This window comes from Sphingobacterium ginsenosidimutans (assembly GCF_039536865.1).
Taxonomy (GTDB): Bacteria; Bacteroidota; Bacteroidia; order Sphingobacteriales; family Sphingobacteriaceae; genus Sphingobacterium; species Sphingobacterium detergens.
This window is the reverse complement of record NZ_BAAAZK010000002.1, coordinates 317790-336809: the sequence shown is the minus strand read 5'-3', so window position 1 is coordinate 336809 and position 19020 is coordinate 317790. Positions and strand designations below refer to the sequence as shown.

At 40.1% G+C, this 19020-nt stretch carries 19 protein-coding genes; 16 read left to right on the top strand and 3 right to left on the bottom strand.

Translation table 11 applies throughout. The annotated features are described in order from the left end of the window. Nucleotides 1–422: 422 nt before the first annotated feature. Together ABFX33_RS01230 and ABFX33_RS01225 are read right to left on the bottom strand one after the other, a co-directional pair. Nucleotides 423–1655 (bottom strand): hypothetical protein, encoded by a 1233-nt coding sequence (locus tag ABFX33_RS01230; protein WP_346083758.1) that lies wholly within the window; start codon nt 1653–1655, stop codon nt 423–425. Between the two features lie 43 nt (nt 1656–1698). Continuing rightward, nucleotides 1699–2310 (bottom strand): Crp/Fnr family transcriptional regulator, encoded by a 612-nt coding sequence (locus ABFX33_RS01225; RefSeq protein WP_346083757.1) that lies wholly within the window; start codon nt 2308–2310, stop codon nt 1699–1701. A 261-nt stretch (nt 2311–2571) separates the two neighbouring features. On the opposite strand from ABFX33_RS01225, the gene ABFX33_RS01220 reads away from it, so the two are divergent. The 15 genes from ABFX33_RS01220 to ABFX33_RS01150 all read left to right on the top strand — a co-directional run bounded on the left by ABFX33_RS01220 (nt 2572) and on the right by ABFX33_RS01150 (nt 16575). After that, a complete protein-coding gene (locus tag ABFX33_RS01220) occupies nt 2572–3048 on the top strand; it encodes a c-type cytochrome (RefSeq protein WP_346083755.1) in 477 nt (158 codons plus the stop codon). A 58-nt stretch (nt 3049–3106) separates the two neighbouring features. Continuing rightward, nucleotides 3107–5095: a Sec-dependent nitrous-oxide reductase gene (gene nosZ, locus ABFX33_RS01215; RefSeq protein ID WP_346083754.1), complete on the top strand. Its 1989-nt coding sequence runs from the start codon at nt 3107–3109 to the stop codon at nt 5093–5095. A 12-nt stretch (nt 5096–5107) separates the two neighbouring features. Further along, entirely contained in the window at nt 5108–5722 is a 615-nt protein-coding gene (locus ABFX33_RS01210) for a hypothetical protein (RefSeq protein WP_346083753.1), read from the top strand. Next, entirely contained in the window at nt 5709–6158 is a 450-nt protein-coding gene (locus tag ABFX33_RS01205) for a nitrous oxide reductase accessory protein NosL (protein WP_346083752.1), read from the top strand. Before ABFX33_RS01210 ends, ABFX33_RS01205 begins: the two co-directional genes overlap by 14 nt. A 10-nt stretch (nt 6159–6168) precedes the next feature. Then, on the top strand, nt 6169–7419 hold the full coding sequence (locus ABFX33_RS01200) for a nitrous oxide reductase family maturation protein NosD (RefSeq protein WP_346083751.1): 1251 nt from the start codon (nt 6169–6171) through the stop codon (nt 7417–7419). Further along, the gene (locus tag ABFX33_RS01195) at nt 7416–8129 is read left to right on the top strand and encodes an ABC transporter ATP-binding protein (RefSeq protein WP_346083749.1); all 714 of its coding nucleotides are present in this window, start codon (nt 7416–7418) and stop codon (nt 8127–8129) included. The genes ABFX33_RS01200 and ABFX33_RS01195 overlap by 4 nt, the downstream gene beginning before the upstream one ends. Before the next feature lie 7 nt (nt 8130–8136). After that, entirely contained in the window at nt 8137–8904 is a 768-nt protein-coding gene (locus tag ABFX33_RS01190) for an ABC transporter permease subunit (protein ID WP_346083747.1), read from the top strand. A 29-nt stretch (nt 8905–8933) separates the two neighbouring features. Further along, nucleotides 8934–9860 (top strand): iron-sulfur cluster repair di-iron protein, encoded by a 927-nt coding sequence (ric, locus tag ABFX33_RS01185; protein ID WP_346083745.1) that lies wholly within the window; start codon nt 8934–8936, stop codon nt 9858–9860. A gap of 14 nt (nt 9861–9874) precedes the next feature. Continuing rightward, nucleotides 9875–10702, top strand: coding sequence for a DUF2249 domain-containing protein (locus tag ABFX33_RS01180; protein WP_346083743.1), 828 nt, complete (start codon nt 9875–9877; stop codon nt 10700–10702). A gap of 1 nt (nt 10703) precedes the next feature. Beyond that, the gene (locus ABFX33_RS01175) at nt 10704–11966 is read left to right on the top strand and encodes a hypothetical protein (RefSeq protein WP_346083742.1); all 1263 of its coding nucleotides are present in this window, start codon (nt 10704–10706) and stop codon (nt 11964–11966) included. 10 nt (nt 11967–11976) lie between these two features. Next, nucleotides 11977–12333, top strand: coding sequence for a metal-sulfur cluster assembly factor (locus ABFX33_RS01170; RefSeq protein ID WP_346083741.1), 357 nt, complete (start codon nt 11977–11979; stop codon nt 12331–12333). A gap of 524 nt (nt 12334–12857) precedes the next feature. Continuing rightward, nucleotides 12858–13187, top strand: a complete 330-nt coding sequence (locus tag ABFX33_RS01165) for a nucleotide pyrophosphohydrolase (RefSeq protein WP_120259781.1) — start codon at nt 12858–12860, stop codon at nt 13185–13187. Then, nucleotides 13187–15361: a DNA/RNA helicase domain-containing protein gene (locus ABFX33_RS01160; protein WP_346083740.1), complete on the top strand. Its 2175-nt coding sequence runs from the start codon at nt 13187–13189 to the stop codon at nt 15359–15361. The genes ABFX33_RS01165 and ABFX33_RS01160 overlap by 1 nt, the downstream gene beginning before the upstream one ends. Before the next feature lie 95 nt (nt 15362–15456). Continuing rightward, nucleotides 15457–16059 (top strand): DUF6088 family protein, encoded by a 603-nt coding sequence (locus tag ABFX33_RS01155; RefSeq protein WP_346083739.1) that lies wholly within the window; start codon nt 15457–15459, stop codon nt 16057–16059. 294 nt (nt 16060–16353) lie between these two features. Then, on the top strand, nt 16354–16575 hold the full coding sequence (locus ABFX33_RS01150) for a DUF7336 domain-containing protein (protein WP_346083738.1): 222 nt from the start codon (nt 16354–16356) through the stop codon (nt 16573–16575). A 210-nt stretch (nt 16576–16785) separates the two neighbouring features. On the opposite strand, the gene ABFX33_RS01145 is transcribed toward ABFX33_RS01150, so the two are convergent. Then, on the bottom strand, nt 16786–17481 hold the full coding sequence (locus ABFX33_RS01145; RefSeq protein WP_346083736.1) for a hypothetical protein: 696 nt from the start codon (nt 17479–17481) through the stop codon (nt 16786–16788). Nucleotides 17482–17850: 369 nt separating this feature from the next. Between ABFX33_RS01145 and ABFX33_RS01140 the strand changes: the two genes are divergently transcribed. Beyond that, a complete protein-coding gene (locus ABFX33_RS01140; protein WP_346083735.1) occupies nt 17851–19017 on the top strand; it encodes an AAA family ATPase in 1167 nt (388 codons plus the stop codon). Nucleotides 19018–19020: the final 3 nt, after the last annotated feature.

The window sequence follows — 19020 nt, the reverse complement described above, 5'->3', positions numbered from 1 at the left end:
CCGGTTTAAAATCACGGTACAATATATTCCCTGATACCGAAAATTTATCGGTGGAATCTGTGATCACCTTAAATTTTCTCTTGAAAATACTTCGTAATCCTGCCTTTCTAATCGGTTTAACTACCTGCACTCTGGAAACTTTGATATTCTTTTTGTGCAATTCTCAAGTAATATGTGGGCTACCGTAAGTTTTTTTGCTACTTACAAATGCATACTGGATTTCGATAGCGGCTGTTGGTTTTCAACACTTCTCTTTGAAGGAATACCTTTCAAAAAGTTTTGAATCATTAGCGGAAGCTAAAATTTATTTCTTGTATAAGTAATCCTCCCTAGTAGATGGTTTGCTAGATTAAAATAATGACAGAAAAAGTGAATTATATATTTTTGAATCTGGTTTAAAATCAGCTTTCGGTTAATCGATCTTAGCGTAATTGGGTTTGTATTATCTTGTAAAGGCTTGCTACAATAATAGCTGCCGCGATTGTCAGCACAGTATGTGTCCCTGCAATGGAATGATGAGTAAATCCTCCGAGTCCCTGCAACATTAATACAAATTCATTTACAAAGATTCCAAAAAGTAAACCATAAACGCCATAGTGATTGCCTTTTTCGATTTTTAAGATGTGAACCTGAAAAGCATATCCAAATAAAAAGAGTGTTATTACCGCCAACAGGACTAGGTGGAGATAAGCAATAACAATTGGTCTAAACCCATAAGCTTTTTGGCTCAGGGCGGGTATGACGGATAATGCCTGTAATATCAATTTAAGGAAAATAGCGAATAGGACGCATAACCAAATTTTAGATGTATCCTGGATTAAACGGAGTGAAAGATTGCTTCGGATCAGTAGGACAATTCTTCGTGCTAACGTTCCCCAAAGAACGAAGTGTAAAATTACTGTAATGACTGTAATAATATAGAGCCACAGGGGTAAATTCTTCCACCAGAGAATTGATAAGAAAAAGGTAGGTATAACAGTCAGGGCACAGACGAGCGAAAAACGTGGGCTCATTGGTGTTTTTCCTGTATGTCTATAAAGCCAGCAGGCTAGCAGCGCAATACATCCAAAGAAAAACCAGCCATTATATTGAAAATGAAGATAAAAATAGACTGATGTAAGTTGTTGTAGTGGATCAAGTTGGTGACTTGCTTTAAGATAAGCCAGAAAGTAGGTTCCTAGTGAACTAAATATATTGAAAAATAGTGCTGCCTTAATTAAGATAGAAATAGCTGGGGGAAGCTTCGATGATTTAAGATCCTTCGATAATTGAAAGCAGAACCAATAGGAGACAAGTGTGGATAAGAAAGACAATATAATCGAACTTAGATTATAACCAGCAATTGAAAAGGAAAAAAGCATACCTATAGCAATTAACCAATTAGTCCACAGGATATACTGATATTTCCTGCACAAAATCTGGTTGGCCTTTATCCCCAAAACGGCCATAATCAGAAAGATCATAAGAGCTTGGGAAACCCAGGCAGAAAATGCGAAGTGCGAATGCGCGTGCATGAGGTTTCTTTGTTCAAGCCAGGGGATGGGAAATAAAAATTTTAAGCGCATGATTAACCCGAAAATACTTACGATAAGTAAGTTGAATAGGGTAATGACGATCCAATTTGTAATATTTAAATAGTTGCTGATTTTCTTCATATGTTGATTTCTTTCAGATATACGAAATAGCATGTTTCAGCGATCAATCTATGCCGTCGGCAGGGACGAAGACTTTTCCACGGATGATATTCAATTTGTCTTCCTTTTCCATTTGTTTCATCGTCCGAATGATCGTTTCTACTCTTAGACCAGTCATATTACCTAATTGTTGTCGCGTGAGCATGAGTCGGTTGCATTCCTGACAAACAAGCCTCTTACTCTCAATTAATTTGCGGATCAGATTGGAGAGGATCTCTTCTGGAGAACGATTGTAAATCAATTTTATAAGGAAGATCTTAAAGTGTAGTTCCCGCGCAATCTTCTGGGCAATCAAACGATGCAGACTGCCATATTCGTACATAATCTCCATGAATCTTTTCGAACTGATCTTCAATAATGTACATGAGCTGTCGGCAATCGCCGTTACAGTATGAACTCCACCGTCCAATATAGCTACTTCTCCAAACCCCTCATTAGCACAGATAACATTGTGCAAGACTTCTCGACCGTCGGACAAGAAATTAGAAAGACAAACACGTCCGCTCAACAACTGATAATAAAAAATGGCCATGCTCTCCTCATGAAAAAGTATTTCACCGGCATCGGCATGTATGCTGCTCGCTCCGTTTTCGAGAAGTATTTCGGGTGGAATCATAGTTCGATACAAGATAATTTAAGTACACAAAGCAAAGTTATATCAGCGCTACAAAATAGACGTTGATGTCGGTCACGAGAATTAGTGATGAAGATCAATATGTGTGTAATATGTTTATATGTAGTGTTTTATGGTTTGTTGTTGATGATTTGTATCCTCCTGTTTTATTTTATGATTTATCTCATAAAATGGCTACAATGTTCAATAGTACCTTTGGATTAAGTAAAACACAATCAAGTTTGAACACAAAACCAAAATAAGATGAGAAAGCTAATTGTATGCTGTTTGATGGGATTATTTATCTATTCCTGTTCCTCAAACAATGGCGAGAAAAAGACAGTTGCCAACAGTGTTAATGAATCTGGGGCTTCGGCAAATGACGCCAGTGGATATGATCCTCACCGCGGTGAGGGAAAATTTGACAAAGTGGAAATCGCTGACCATTTGGATGCACCAATGGCCGCAGCCGGAAAATTGATTGTTGACCTGAAATGTGCTTCCTGTCACAAGCTTACCGACGAAAAATTGGTAGGACCAGGGTGGAAAGGGGTGACACAACGGAGAAGACCACAGTGGATTATGAATTTTATTACTAATCCTGATCCGATGATTGATAAGGATCCGGAATTACAGGCACAACTTGAACTATGCATGGTCCGAATGCCTAACCAAAATCTAACGGACGAGGAAGCCCGAAAGGTATTGGAGTTTATGCGACAAAATGATGGTGTAAAATAATAAAGCTGAATAAGAATAAACAAAGCTGCATAGGTATTAACCTTAAAATAAGAATAGAATGACTTTAACAAAATACATATTGACGAGCCTGATAGCAGGCACATTACTATCCACTTTCGATGCATGTAAACCCAAAGGAGCCGGAGCAGCCGTGAGTGGTGATGCCGCTGAAAAAGTGTATGTTGCACCAGGGAAATATGATGAATTCTACAATTTCGTATCCGGAGGATTTAGTGGGCAGCTCTCCGTTTACGGACTTCCATCCGGCAGATTACTGCGTGTAATCCCCGTTTTTTCACTAGATCCCGAAAAGGGCTGGGGCTTTAGTGAAGAGACTAAGCCGATGCTCGAAACGTCCCATGGCAATGTACCCTGGGATGATTTACACCACGTGCAGCTTTCCAAAACCGATGGAAACTACGACGGCCGTTGGGTATTTGTCAATGCTAACAATACACCTCGTATTGCGCGGATAGATCTGACGACTTTTCGTACTGCAGAGGTACTCGAACTCCCCAACAGCGGTGGAAATCACTCCTCGCCTTATATTACCGAAAATACCGAATATGTTGTCGCCGGAACGCGATTTTCAGTACCTCCAGATGGTGAGTCCGGTGATGTTCCAATCAATACCTTTAAAAAGAATTTTCGAGGAACGTTGAGTTTTGTCAGTGTCAATAAGGATAATGGGAGCATGGAATTGGCTTTTCAGATTGAGACTCCAGGTGTAAACTATGACCTGAGCCGAGCCGGAAAGGGAACTTCCCATGGTTGGTTCTTCTTCTCTACCTACAACACCGAACAAGCAAATACATTGTTGGAGGTGAACGCCTCTAAAAACGACAAAGATTTTATATTGGCCGTAAACTGGAAAAAAGCCGAGGAATATTTAAAAGCTGGAAAAGGGAAAAAGGTAACAGGCTTGAAGTATGCCCATAACACCTACAACGAGAAGTCACATACTGCACAAACAACATTTAATACTGAAACTATTGTACTGAAGGCGGAGGAACTAGAGGGACTATGCTACTATATTCCTTGCCCGAAATCTCCGCATGGTGTCGACGTCGATCCCACAGGTGAATATATTGTAGGGTCGGGTAAATTGGCCGCCGTTATACCTGTCTTCTCGTTCGCTAAGATGCAGAAAGCAATCCAGGAAAAACAATTCGAAGGAAAATTCGGTGGTATCCCAATTATCAAATACGAATCTGCGCTGTACGGCGAAGTCCAAAAACCTGGCTTGGGCCCACTGCATACAGAATTTGATGGCAGAGGAAATGCAATCACGTCATTCTTTGTGTCTTCAGAATTGGTGAAATGGAGTATTAAGGATTTAAAGGTGCTTGACCGTACACCAACATTTTACTCAACAGGCCATTTAATGATACCTGGTGGAGATACCAAAAATCCAGAAGGCAAATATGTCATCGCCTATAATAAGATTACGAAAGACCGCTTTCTCCCTACAGGACCTGAGTTGGCTCAGAGTGCCCAATTGTTTGATATCTCGGGGGATAAAATGCAATTGTTGTTAGACTTTCCGACCATTGGTGAACCACATTATGCGCAAGCTATTAAAGCGGAGAAGGTAAAAGACAAAAGTGTGAAGATTTTTAAAATTGAAGAAAATACCAGCCCATTTGTTGCCAAAGGAGACAAAGATGCGCGCGTTGAACGTAAAGGTAACCAGGTACATGTATACCTGACATCCATCCGTTCACACTTCACCCCGGACAATATCGAGGGTGTACAACTAGGCGATGAAGTCTATTTCCATGTGACCAATATTGAGCAGGACTGGGATATGCCGCATGGCTTTGCTGTCAAAGGCGCAAAGAATGGTGAATTGCTCATTATGCCGGGAGAGACTCAGACATTGAAATGGGTTCCAGATAGAGTAGGTGTATTCCCGTTTTACTGTACGGATTTTTGTAGCGCGTTGCATCAAGAGATGCAGGGGTATATCCGTATCTCAAAAAAAGGAAACAATGTTCCATTGATTTATAGTCTGGGAACGAATCAAGCGCAAGAGAAGACCAATTAATATAACCTAAAAATGATGAAAACTACAAGTCACCTGTCAGCAGTACATCGGATTCTTTTGATCCTGAGTGGCCTGACCCTGGTAGCGGTCATCTTCCTACCCATCTGGCGTATTGAGCTCGACGCAGCACAATACCCAGAAGGGTTAGAACTACAGATCTATAGCAACAAGTTGGCCGGACAAGTTGATATTATCAATGGACTGAACCACTATATCGGGATGAAAACGCTGCATGCGGAAGATTTCATAGAATTTACGGTCTTGCCTTATATCATCTTATTTTTTGCGCTTGCTTTTTTGCTTACCGGTTTCGTGCAGAATAGAAAACTGCTCTATGGCTTATTCTTTTGTTTTCTGCTTTTTGGAGTCGCAGCCCTGGTTGACTTTTATATCTGGGAATACAACTATGGGCATCAGCTCGATCCATCTGCACCGATAAAAGTTCCCGGAATGTCTTACCAGCCACCGCTGATCGGATACAAACAGCTTTTAAATTTTGGCGCCTATTCTATACCTGATATCGGAGGATGGATCTTTATACTCTGTGGAATTATCTTGGCCTTTTGTACAGTGCGGGAGTGGCAAAATAATAAAACCCTAAAACTAAAATCATATGAGAAACTATAAATTATTCGCGTTGATCTGTAGTAGTATATTGCTGGTTCTGTGTGGTTTGCAGGCCTGTCAGGGCAACAATAAACCCAAGCCTATTAAATACGGTAGCGAGCAATGTGCCCACTGTAAGATGACAATAACGGACGCGCGTTTTGGGACGCAGCTGCAGACAAAAAAGGGGCGGGTATTTAATTTTGATGACGTACAATGTATGATCGCCTTTGTCAAAGGGAACTCGGTCAAAAAAGAAGAGATTGCCATTTATTACCTGCCGGATTATGTTAGCCATAAGCTCATACCGGCTGAAGGTGCATATTATCTCAAAAGTGAAGCCTTGAAAAGCCCAATGCGAGGCAATGTTGCTGTATTTGAAAAACGCGTGGAACTGGATAAGGTCAAAGCAGAGATCTGTGGCACGGTGATGACCTGGAATGATCTATGGAAATAAATGAATAACAATGAAGAATCTAGCTTTAGCGTTGTACTGTGCAATGGCTTGTCTTTGGCTCGTAAACGTGCCTTTATCGGCGACAACCATCCAGGTAGGAAAGGGGCGGTCTGTCGGGACAATAAAGGCTGGCTTAGCACAAGCGAAATCAGGTGATACCGTTTTAGTAGCGGCGGGTGTGTATAAGGAGGGGAATATTGTTATTGATAAGGCAATTTTCCTGAAAGGCCTGGGAAAACCTGTGCTGGACGGTGAGAAAAAATATGAACCACTCTCGATCAAATCACCGGGGGTTACTGTTCAAGGCTTTTCAATACAGCATTCGGGACATTCTTCCATGAATGATATTGCCGGTATTAAAATTTACAATACAGCGCATATCAAAATTTTTGACAATGAGCTCGTGGACAATTTTTTCGGGATCTATGCGCAGAATGCGACAAACGTTGAAATAAGAGGCAATATCCTCAAAGCTTTTGGTACAGCGGAGCAGCTGATCGGTAATGGTATTCATGCTTGGAAATCAGATAGTTTAAGTGTTGAAAATAATGAAGTGTCAGGACACAGGGACGGTATTTATCTTGAGTTTGTGACCCATACTCGAGTACAGGGCAATCTTTCTGAAAAAAATCTGCGCTATGGTCTCCATTTTATGTTTTCCCATGAGAACAGTTACATCTCAAACACTTTTCGCAGCAATGGTGCAGGTGTAGCTGTTATGTATACCAAGCATGTCCATATGGAAAACAATAATTTCGAAGAGAATTGGGGCGATGCTGCCTATGGATTGTTACTCAAAGATATTTCCGATAGTCAAATCATCAACAATCAGTTTAGCCGCAATACCACGGGTATTTTTATGGAAGGATCGAATCGCATCCATATCGAACATAACAATTTTAAGAGCAACGGATGGGGGCTCAAGATTCAGTCGAGCTGTATGGACAATGTGCTTAAAGACAATAATTTTCTTCAGAATACCTTTGATGTTGCCACCAATGGCACCCTTACACTCAACAGCTTTGTGCATAACTATTGGGACAAATACGAGGGATACGATCTGGATAAAGACGGATTTGGGGATATCCCTTTTCGTCCCGTAAGCCTATTCTCGATGATGGTTGAGCGCTATCCTTCGGCGATGTTACTTTTTCGAAGTTTTATGACCATGTTGTTTGACCGGACTGAAAAGCTATTACCAAGTCTGACACCCGAGGGGCTTAAAGATGATAAGCCTCGGATGAAATCAATAAAAGTATGATTAATATCCAACAGTTAACGAAAAGCTTTGGCAAATTCAACGCATTAAAAGGTATCGATCTGACGTTGAACGGTGGCGAATGTGTTGCCTTAATAGGCCCCAATGGCAGTGGTAAAACCACGTTGATGAAGTCTATCCTAGGTATGGTCATGCCGAGTGCAGGACGGATCATATTTGAAGGACAGGATATTGTACAGCAATGGGCTTATAGGAACCATATCGGCTATATGCCACAAATAGGCCAATATCCCGAGAATATGTCCATCGCACAGGTTTTGGATATGATAAAGGATATCCGCAAACTGCCCCAGATGGATTCGGATCTTTACCAGGCTTTCGGTGTGGACAAGCTATTGGAAAAACGTATGGCGACTCTTTCCGGTGGTACAAGACAAAAAGTAAGCGCCTGTATCGCATTTATGTTTGACCCCAAAGTACTCATCCTGGATGAACCCACGGCGGGACTGGATCCCCTTTCTACGGAAATTCTCAAGGATAAAATCAAGAAAGAAATCGGACGCGGTAAACTGATCATCATCAGTTCCCATGTACTTAGTGATCTCGATGAATTTGTATCGCAGATTGTCTTTCTGCAGGAAGGAGAGCTGAAGTTTCATAAGAGCTTGCAGCAATTAAAAGAAGATACAGGTACTGAAAAGCTATCCAAAGCAATCGCTTATTTGATACAAAACCGCGACCTGTCTAATTAGAGAAAAGATGAATAAAATTATATGCTACGTTTTTGTGGATCTCTTGCGCAACAAGACCATTTTATGCTACACCATATTACTCTTTGTACTTTCCATGACGGTCTACAGCATGGAGGACAATTATGAAAAGGGATTACTCAGTCTACTGAATATTGTGTTGTTTGTAGTTCCGCTGATGAGTATCGTTTTTTCAGGCATCTATATCTACCAGAGTTCCGAGTTTGTCAATTGCCTTGTCAGCCAGCCTTTGCAACGGAAAAGCATTTGGGGCAGCCTGTATGTGGGCCTGGCAGGTGCACTTAGTTTAGCTTTTTTTATCGGCGTTGGCATACCAACTTTTATCTATGCATTTAGCTCTTCGGGTATTACTTTGGTCGGTTGCGGACTGTTACTTTCCTTGATTTTCGTTTCGATCGCGATGTGGACATCTGTATTGATTAGGGATAAGTCGAAGGGGATAGGATTGGCAATTTTGCTTTGGCTTTATTTCACGCTGCTTTTTGACGCACTGGTGCTTTTCATCCTATTTCAGTTTGCGGATTATCCCATCGAACATGGAATGGTTGCACTGTCCATGCTCAATCCCATCGATATCTGTCGCATCCTTATTTTATTACAGGTAGATCTCTCCGCAATGATGGGCTATACAGGGGCGATATTTCGGGATTTTTTCGGTAATACATTCGGCATTGCGATCACCCTGTTGGTTATGTTACTTTGGTGCATCATTCCTCTAGGGCTATCTATTCGCTATTTTAAGAAAAAGGATTTATAATAATTTATTTACCATTTAATACTATTATCATGATTAAATCACCTTTATTGGAGGTTTTCAATATAGAACCTCGACTTAAACACCCGACCATATTTGATCACTTCGATGCCCTGGATTCGGGCGAGTCATTTATTATCAAAAACGATCATGATCCCAAGCCGCTCTATTATCAGTTGCTGGGTGAACGTGGAAAGGATCTCATTTGGAATTATCTTGAGTCGGGGCCCGAATACTGGCAGGTTCGCCTTGGCAAACCGCTGGAAAGCGAAACACTGGAAACTGTTGGCAATATTGCTGCCAAGGATATCCGCAAGGCCGAAGTTTTAAAACAGCTGGGGGTAGATTTTTGTTGCGGTGGTAAGCAGACGCTTAAGGAGGCCGCTCATAGTGTTGGTCTCGATGAAATTGAATTGCGCAGACGGTTAAACCAATCCGAAGAGCTTCCTATAGCTGGCCCGCCGCTAAATTTTAAAGATTGGGATATTGATTTTTTAAGTGATTATATTAAGAATATCCATCATCGGTATGTCCGGGAAAAAGGACCGATTATTCAGGAACTCGCACATAAAGTGGCCGATGTGCATGCACAGCAGCATCCCGAGCTGGTCAGCCTAGCCAAGGAACTTGACGCTTTTCTTGATGACCTCTATCTTCATTTGGATAAAGAGGAGAAGCAGCTCTTTCCGGCAACCAAGAATGAACAAGAATTGACCAGCAAACAGGTGGATCAGCTCATTCAATTTTTGATTTCAGAACACGAAGATTCAGGAAAGGAGCTTCAGCAGCTGCGCAAAATTACCCAAAATTACACATTGCCAGCCAATGCCTGCAATTCCTACACGTCATTATTTTCACAGATCGAATCTTTCGAATCCGATCTTTTGCAGCATATCCACCTGGAGAATAATATTTTATTTCCAAAGTTGCTCGCCAGCTACGGTGTTCAAATGAATTAAAAACTAGAAAAGCCATGCGGATAAACCAGCATACCAAGATTTCAGAACTGATCAGCTATAATGACCTAAGCATTGAAGCCATTGCAGCTATTGCCAAACCCTTGCGCAAGATCCGGATCCCGGTGTTGCGTCGGATACTGGCCCCTCGGGTCTCCATAGGCGAAGCAGCAAAAATTGGCGGATGTTCGGTTGCAGATTTTCGTGCTGCGCTGGTACCGCTCGGCTTTATTTGGATGTCAGATGGAGCTGAGAAAGTCAATGATCCATTAGCTGCAGCAGAGCGGCCAAGTTGGATGGATGATGCAGCAGTGACGGTTGTATTAGATGTGAGACCCCTATTGGAATTGGGGCAAGATCCGTTAAAAGATATTTTTCAGTTGTATCGCTCACTCGCCGCAGGAGGGATTCTTTGCATCAGCAATTCATTTGTACCCATTCCATTGATTAGGCGTATGGAAGAACGTGGAGTGCCAAGCTATAGCCACGAATGGGCGGAGGGCGAATTCAGATGTTACTTTTATAAAAATGATACAGTGCTGTCCATTCAGTCTGCTGAGGACGATCACATTTCATTTGTGCCGGAACGACTTTTTGGGCAGAAATTAGCGCGACTTTCCGCGCCTCAGCTTGTTACATTGGATGTCAGGGCATTGCCTATGCCGCAGCCCATGGAATCAATTCTTGAGGCCCTTGCCCAACTGAAAGCCGATGAGGTTGTCTATGTAAAACATCGGAAGGTTCCGCTCCATTTACTAGAAGAATTGGATCATCTTTCTTATCGTATTTTCATCCATGAACAACATCCTGGAGATGTCCATCTGTTAATTTATCCCGTCAAATAAAATGGCACATATTGCTATTCATAAGAGCCCAGAAGCGTATGCTGTATTGCCGTTTTTTATCACTGCAGGCATTTTTTTTCTACTATTCAGCCTCCTCTTGATTTTTAGCGGGGGGCAGCTCTTTGGGCACCATTTTCAACCTAAAGTGCTGGCTATCGTCCATAGCCTAGCATTAGGTTGGGGCACGATGGTCATTTATGGAGCGGCGTATCAGCTGGTACCGGTTATTTTTGAACGCCAGCTTAGCTCTTCCAAATTGGCATTTTCCAGTTATATCCTATTGACATCGGGAACCTGTTTGTTGATTTATAGTTTCTGGTATTTCAAGATCGGTTTACTCATGTGTCTGGGGGGGCTATTGATTACGCTCAGCTCCTACCTGTACTTCTACATGCTGTGGATGACGACTAAAGATGTGGAGCATCTATTTGAACTACGCCTTTATTTTACGCTCTCGGCCTTTTGGCTTTGTTTTACCACAACTTTAGGCCTTTTGCTTGCCATTAATTTAGCCCATGGTTTTCTAACAAAAAGTCACCTCGATATCCTAAAACTACATGCCCACGTAGGTATTGCTGGTTGGTTTTTGCAGCTGATCCTGGGAGCGGGAGCAAAGATGCTGCCTATGTTTCTTTTGGGGCGATCCGCCAAAACAACGTGGCTTTATGTTTCGGTCATTTTGATAAACCTTGGATTGGTACTTTTTTTATTGGACGGATATAGCCATCCTGTGGGATTAAGATCCCTTGTCTTTGGAGCAATAGTGTTTTTGGGAGTTGTTTGCTGGGCTGTTTTTGTCGTGGATTGTTTTGTGCACCGTGCGCGTAAGGTACTGGATATTCCGATGAAACATTGTTTCATTTCTTTTTTGAGTTTATTGTTCGCGTTTCTCACCTTACCTATGGTTGTCCGGCAGGAGTCTGGTAATTGGGTGAATTTATATGCCGTATGGGTGTTTTTGGGATGGATAACGGGTATTATTTTAGGGATGACCTATAAGACCCTGCCTTTTATGATTTGGAATTGGTGTTATAAAGATCTCAATGGCATCAAAAAAATACCTTTGCCCAAAGAACTTTATAGCCAGCGATTACTTTCTATACAATATTACCTTTATCTAGTGGCACTCGTCGTCATGGCGGTTGCTGTGGCTGGCCAATTTAGGTGGGCATTATACTGTGCAGTCTGGATTTGGGTAGCACTTGCTACTGTTTATTTTGTCAATGTCGGAAACGTAGTTTTTCATCAAAGAAAAAGTAAATAGAGTACGGCCTATGTCTATATACGTAACGAAAGATACCATGAAAATTGATCTAACAAAACCGGAAGCTGTCGATCAGTTAAAAGCTATTCAGACATTGATGCTTGTGATGGATCCCGAATTGGGGATCAACATCGTGGATATGGGCTTAATTTATGATCTTGATTTAACCGATCCCAGTTGTATTGTTGTCACCATGACATTATCTTCACCCTATTGCCCGATGGGTGACTCTATCGTTCATGGCGTTGAAAAAACATTGCACCAGCAATTCCCACAGCGCGCAATAGCTATCGATCTCGTTTGGGATCCTATTTGGACTCTTGATCGGATCAGCGAAGAGGGAAAGAGGCTATTGGAGGGAGAATGAGGTAGACCACTAGTGAATCATATGTTTATTTATGGCCACGTTGTGAGATGTGGTTTTTCCGTGTTTAGTACAAGAATTAGTAGAAAGATTAGGGAAATAAGTATTGCTCGGAATTTCCGACATACCACTCAGTTTGGCGCAATCGAAGATAAATACAACTCCGAGAGGGGAAAAGCCCAATCGCAGCTGTCGCAAAAAAGGTACTTACATTTCCTTTCAGCTATTGCCCCTGTTTTATAAAACCGTATCCGTCACCAAACGAAAAAAGCAATGTGCAAATTTTGCACTATAGTTATTTAGTTTTTTTGTTCATTAAATTTAACTGTTCATGTTACTTGAACAGCCAAATTTAATGAACGCTTTTTTTGAAGGGCGGTTCTATCGTCTATCAATTACAAGTACCTTCGATCATGCCGATTCCGAACCAGACTTCAAAAGCACTGGATTTCTTCAACGCCCTTTCATTCCTAAACAATATTTCGGATATTTGGACAAAGGCCAGTTTTTAGTTAAAAGATTTTACCATGTCCGATATCCAGCAGTTAATAGCAAAGATCAGAGCATTCAGAGATGCAAGAGATTGGGAGCAGTTTCACAATTCCAAGGATCTTGCAGTGGCATTGAGCATTGAAGCTTCAGAGCTTCTCGAGCTTTTCCTGTGGAAGGGCAATGAAGATGCCAATCCCGACAAGTTGAAAAATGAGCTTGCCGATGTACTGATGTATGCCCTTTTGCTTGCCGATAAGCACGGACTTGACGTCAAGCAGATCGTGGAGGACAAGATGAAACTCAACAACGAAAAATACCCAGTCGAAAAAGCCAAGGGAACCGCAAAAAAATACAACGAATTATAATGCCGAAACAGTTTCAGGTTATTCCATATCAGTTTGATTCACAATTAGAGTATACGTTGTTCCAACAACATCGTGATTACCTGTCATGGCCCATCGTTTATTTTTTACACAATAAAAAGGAAGCCTACGTCGGTGAGACTACTGATGTGGTTACCCGGATGAAAGCACATCTTAAAACCGAAAAAAAACAGGATCTTAAATCCGTATCCCTGATATTGAGTGATCTATTCAATAAGTCTGCGACTTTGGATGTAGAGTCAAACCTGATCCGTTATATCGCTGCCGACGGTCAGTTCAACTTGCTGAATGGCAACCTGGGCATCTCTGATCACAAGTTCTACCAGCAAAAGGAAGTCTACTGGGAACTGTTCCGCGATATATGGTCCGAGTTGCGGTCTCTCGGTATCGCTCGCCATTCCTTGGAGCATATCGATAATTCTGATCTGTTTAAATATTCTCCATACAAGAGTCTTTCACGCGAACAGACCAATGGCTTGAAATTGATTCTCAATTGCTTATTGGATGATCAGGCCAAGATCAGTCTGATTCATGGCGGGGCTGGTACTGGCAAGTCCATATTGGCTATTTTTCTCTTTAAATTGCTGAAAACTGATCTTAAAGACTTTAATCAGGCCGATTTTGACGAGTCTGACGAAGAAGTGTTCCAGCTTGTTGAATCAGTCCGGCAAAAATATGGTGACCTTGAGATGGGCTTAGTTATACCAATGCGGTCATTTCGCAAGACAATCAGCAATGTCTTTAAAAATATAAAAGGATTATCCTCAAAGATGGTCATAGGACCTGCCGAAGTCGCAAAAAGAAAATATGATCTCCTTATCGTCGACGAGGGACACAGATTACGTCGATGGAAAAATCTTGCTGCCTATTATGGTACATTTAGAAAAGTCTCCCAACAGTTGGGATTCGATGAACTTACCTGTTCCGAACTAGATTGGATCGAACTGCAGTCTGACAGATCAATTATATTCTATGATGAATTTCAGTCTATCAAGCCATCTGATGTCGATGCACAGCGCTTTATTGATCTACAGCTAAAAAGTAGCACTAGAATTGAACGCTTGCGTTCACAGTTTCGTGTCAGAGGTGGGGCACCCTATATGGATCTTATTTATGGGGTATTTACAGACAATACGACGGTCACACCCAAGCCATTTGAAAGTATCCATTACGATTTTAAACTTTTTGATGATCTGGACCTAATGGTGGAAACCATCAAACGTAAGGATGCTCAGGATGGGCTCTGTCGTATGGTTGCTGGCTTCGCTTGGGAATGGATCTCAAAGAATGACCGGACACTAAAAGATATAATAATTGGTGAGAGCCAGTTACAATGGAATAGTGTGGAAGTTGATTGGGTAAACTCAGCAAATGCCATCAATGAGGTTGGGTGTATCCACACGACACAGGGTTATGATCTGAATTATACGGGACTGATCATCGGGCCGGAACTGGACTATGACTTTAATACCAAGAGCTTCGTCGTTTATAAAGATAAATACAAGGACAAAAACGGTAAGATTTCTATTACTGATCCAACTATTCTTAAAAATTATATCCTTAATATTTACCGTACAATCCTGTTCCGCGGCATTCAGGGAACCTATGTCTATGTCTGTAATGATAACCTGAGAGTATACCTTTCCCAATTCATCAGATTGCAACAAGCGCAAGACGTAGAGCAAAAGGATGAGTTGGTGATCAGCGATGATCCTTCGGATAACAGCATTCCATTCTATGACTTAGCTGTTGCAGCAGGTAGTTTTTCGGAGTTGCAGCAACATGGAAGTGTTAAGTATATACAGCTAAATGGAGGGTACGATCCCCAACGCTATTTTGCTTGTACGGTGGTAGGGGAGTCCATGAATAAGGTTATTCCCAATGGTTCGATCTGTTTATTCGAACGCTATCAGGGCGGCTCTCGAAACGGTCTGATCTGTCTGGTTGAATCCAGTAGTTTTGAAGATCGCGATTTTGGAGCCAATTATACCATTAAAGAGTATTCCAGTAAAAAGACCATTACCGATGAAGGCTGGCAGCATCAGGAAATTATTCTTTTGCCTAAATCAACGGATGACTCTTACAGTCCAATTGTATTGAAAGATGAAGAGACTGTAGATCTTCAGGTGATCGGTGTATTTAAAATGGTATTGTAGGTAAAGAAGGGAATTTAGAACTGTTATTTTAATACGATAGATTGTTTTGTTGTAACAAATATTTACTAAATTTGTTACAGTTTAAATGATTTTTAATGCCAGAAACATCTAGAAATAAGATAGAAACAAAGATTTTTAAGTCTTCTCGTGGCGAATTTTTTTTCGCAGACGACTTTAGAAATTATGGAACACCAGAGAATATCCGGTTGACACTTTTTCGCCTGGAGAATGATGGACTTATTGAAAGATTGGCTCATGGTATTTATATTAAACCTAAAAAGGACCCTTTATTGGGTACAATATATCCTAGTATTGAAGAAATTGCTAAAGAAATTGCAAAGCGAGACAAAGCTCGTATTGCGCCGACAGGTGTACTAGCTTTATATATATTAGGGCTGACTACGCAGGTGCCACTAAAAGCCGTTTATCTAACAGATGGTTCACAACGGGATATTAAAATAGGTAAGCGTACAATCAAATTTAAACGTACTGTACCCAAAAGCTTTGCGATAAAAGACAAATTATTACAGTTGGTTGTTTCAGCTTTTAAAGAACAAGGTCAAGAGGGACTTTCTGAAGAATTCTTAAGCACAATCAAATATTCAGTCAAAAAAAACGATCAACAAGTTCTTGATTCCCAATTGAAATACGCTCCAGTTTGGATTCAAAAAGAAATAACTAAGCTTTATCAATCCTAAAATTATGTGGTTAAATCTTAAAACAGAACAAAAATCATAAAAAAGGAAAGTTGCGTATCCTTCCGCCTGTGGAGGTGATAAAAGAGTGGGAAGCGGATTATAAAATCATGCGTGAAAATATGATTGTAGGAGAAAGTCCGGCATGGGAAGATCTTCTATAAAAAGTGGCAAAAGAATTCAAGATAGCATGAATAGTCGGGAGACGAAATAGCGCAGTAATTTACGCCATTAAGTAATATAGTTTTAATCGGTAAAAGGAATTTTCAAATTATAAAACCTAAAATATGTGACTGTATGAAACATGTTTATTTATTATGGTACACTTATGTTGACGAGACATTGGATGGGGGCGAGGACGTTATGCTGATCGGGGTATATAGTTCCAGAGAACTTGCCGAGGCGGCTTTAGCGAGAACTTCAAAATTAAGAGGTTTCAGCGATCAGATAGAGGGTTTTGAGATTTCGCCCTATGAGGTCGATACTGATAGCTGGAAAGCGGGTTTCACCATCGTATAATGTGCTATTTGTAAAAGGCCGAAAACGTAATTATTTTATTGCGTTGCATGAAAGCAAGCTATACAAAAAATAAAGCTTTTAATAATCAGTGTTATCCTGATCTCATTTTTAGAGCTAGTAGAAAGATTAAGAAAAGAATTATACGTCCTTGGAATGTTGATGAAAAGACCAAGGGTAGCGTTGCGGTATTCTTAAGTCCTAATAAACTACTTATCTCATTTTCCGACCTCGACTTAATGTATTGTCTTGGCTCTCGCCTATACCTCTATTCATCTCATGTTTTAGATGTATTTGTTGAGTGAGAAAATTGAGATTGTCGTAAACTATATATCTTATACCCTCGTTTTTATCAAAATTCAAAAATATACCAGATGTTAAGCCCGAAGCATCTGAAGAATCATCGCCAGCACAGTTTTGTAATAGCTTAATATAATCCTTGATTTCGTTAAATGTGGCTCCTATGTGATTTGTATCTAACAAGGCTTTTAAAAATGCGGAGATTCCATTGATATCGAATTCAGGATATTGTTGTGGAGTATCGATCGTAATATAGGGTTGTAAGGTGTAATCAATATTTTTATCCATAAATCTGGGATAGCAGATAAAGTGGGATTTTCTTGAGATTATTTTTTCGGGTGGATTATTTACAGATAAATAATTTATGAGTTTGACTCTTTGTTTTTTCTCCAATTCACTTTTCAGGTTTTGCTTTTCCCTTTTGAATTCGATAATAAAAAAACTCCCTGAGAGCATTCCAAACATATCGCCGATTTTATAGTCTAACGGAGTTTGTTGTAAGAGATTAATTGAGGTTGGTAAACTTAAATTATATTCACTGAGATAGTAGCCAATTGAAATTAGGAAATTACCAATTTGGACATTTTCATAATTATATGCTTTATTCATATACGTCTAGGATTTTAGATCTTGTAGCGAAAAAGCCAAAAAGACTTTCAGCTGGAGTATTCATTAAAAACAATAGCTTTATTTTGATGACTTTTAAACCTATAAACCAGAATAATCTCCGGATCCTAGGTACTTACAATATAAAGAAAAATCTGCGTATCGTGAGTGGCTTGTTTCTTTTTATTGAGATAATTGATGAAAGAGATTATGGTTAATGTATATAATTAGCTCTTGCTTGAATCTAACATTGTAAATAATCAGATATTTTTAAATATTTATGAGTTGACAAAATTTTTATTGCCAAACATTTTGGCAATAAAAATTTTGTCATTATATTTGACAGTAGATTTATTGTCAAATGAGAGCCGCATGAAAAATAGTTTAGGTAATCCAGCCAGGGGCGATGCTTTTTATCCAAGAGATAGGGAAATTAAAAAGCTCTATAGAGTGCTAAATTCTGATGCAAGTATTTACTTGTCTGCACCAAGAAGAGTAGGTAAGACTTCTATACTAAAATACATGGAGGAGTTTCCTCAACCTAACTATTATTTTGTATATGTTATTACAGAATCTGTCGAATCTGACAATGAATTTTTTAAGGTGGTTTTTGAAACCCTCTTAAATAGCAAGGCCATTAATAACTTATCGAAGTTATCTGCTGGATTTCGAGATGTTTTATATGGTATTATGGACAAAGTAAAAAAAGTTTATAATGTTGAACTTCGAGAGCGTGGTGAAACGGATTACTATGATTTATTGATTGAACTTTTTAGCCATGTCAAAAATGATCTTGGGCATTTAGTTATTCAAATCGACGAATTTCCACAAACTATTCAAAATATCCTGAATAGCGCAAATAAAGAAATTGCTGAAAGATTTATTCAGAAAAATAGAGCGTTGAGGCACCATCCAGATGTAACAGGAAAAATTCAGTTTATCTACACAGGGTCTCTTTCTTTGTATCCCATGGTAGAACAAGTAACACAACTAACAGCAGTTAATGATCTAAGAACGGTAGAATTAGGTGCATTGACTGAGGTTGAGGCAGGGGATTTTTTGCAGAAACTTCTGGAAGGAGAAGACCTAGCTATCGATAAAGATGTTTTGAAATATGTTTTGGATAAAATGAAATGGCATATTCCTTTCCACCTACAATTGATTGCGCAAGAGTTGATTGAAGTATATGAAGTAGAAGGACAAGAATTGGATGCGAAAGCTGTTGATAGAGCCTTTGAACAGGTTGTTCATGTGAGGAACAGGGCACAGTTTGAACCTTACTTTGCTAGATTGAATAGTATATTCAAGGCGGAGGAATACCAATTTGTGATTGATATACTTAAACATGTTGCGCTGTATGATCAAGTTGAAGAGGATGTAATGATAGATTTTTCTGTCAAACATAATATCAAGGATATACAGCGAATAAAGAATATGCTCGAAGGCGATGGATATCTTTTTTACAGTATAGAGGATTCTGTATATAGGTATACATCTCCAATCCTTCAATTATGGTGTAGACGCCACATGTGTAGATGATTA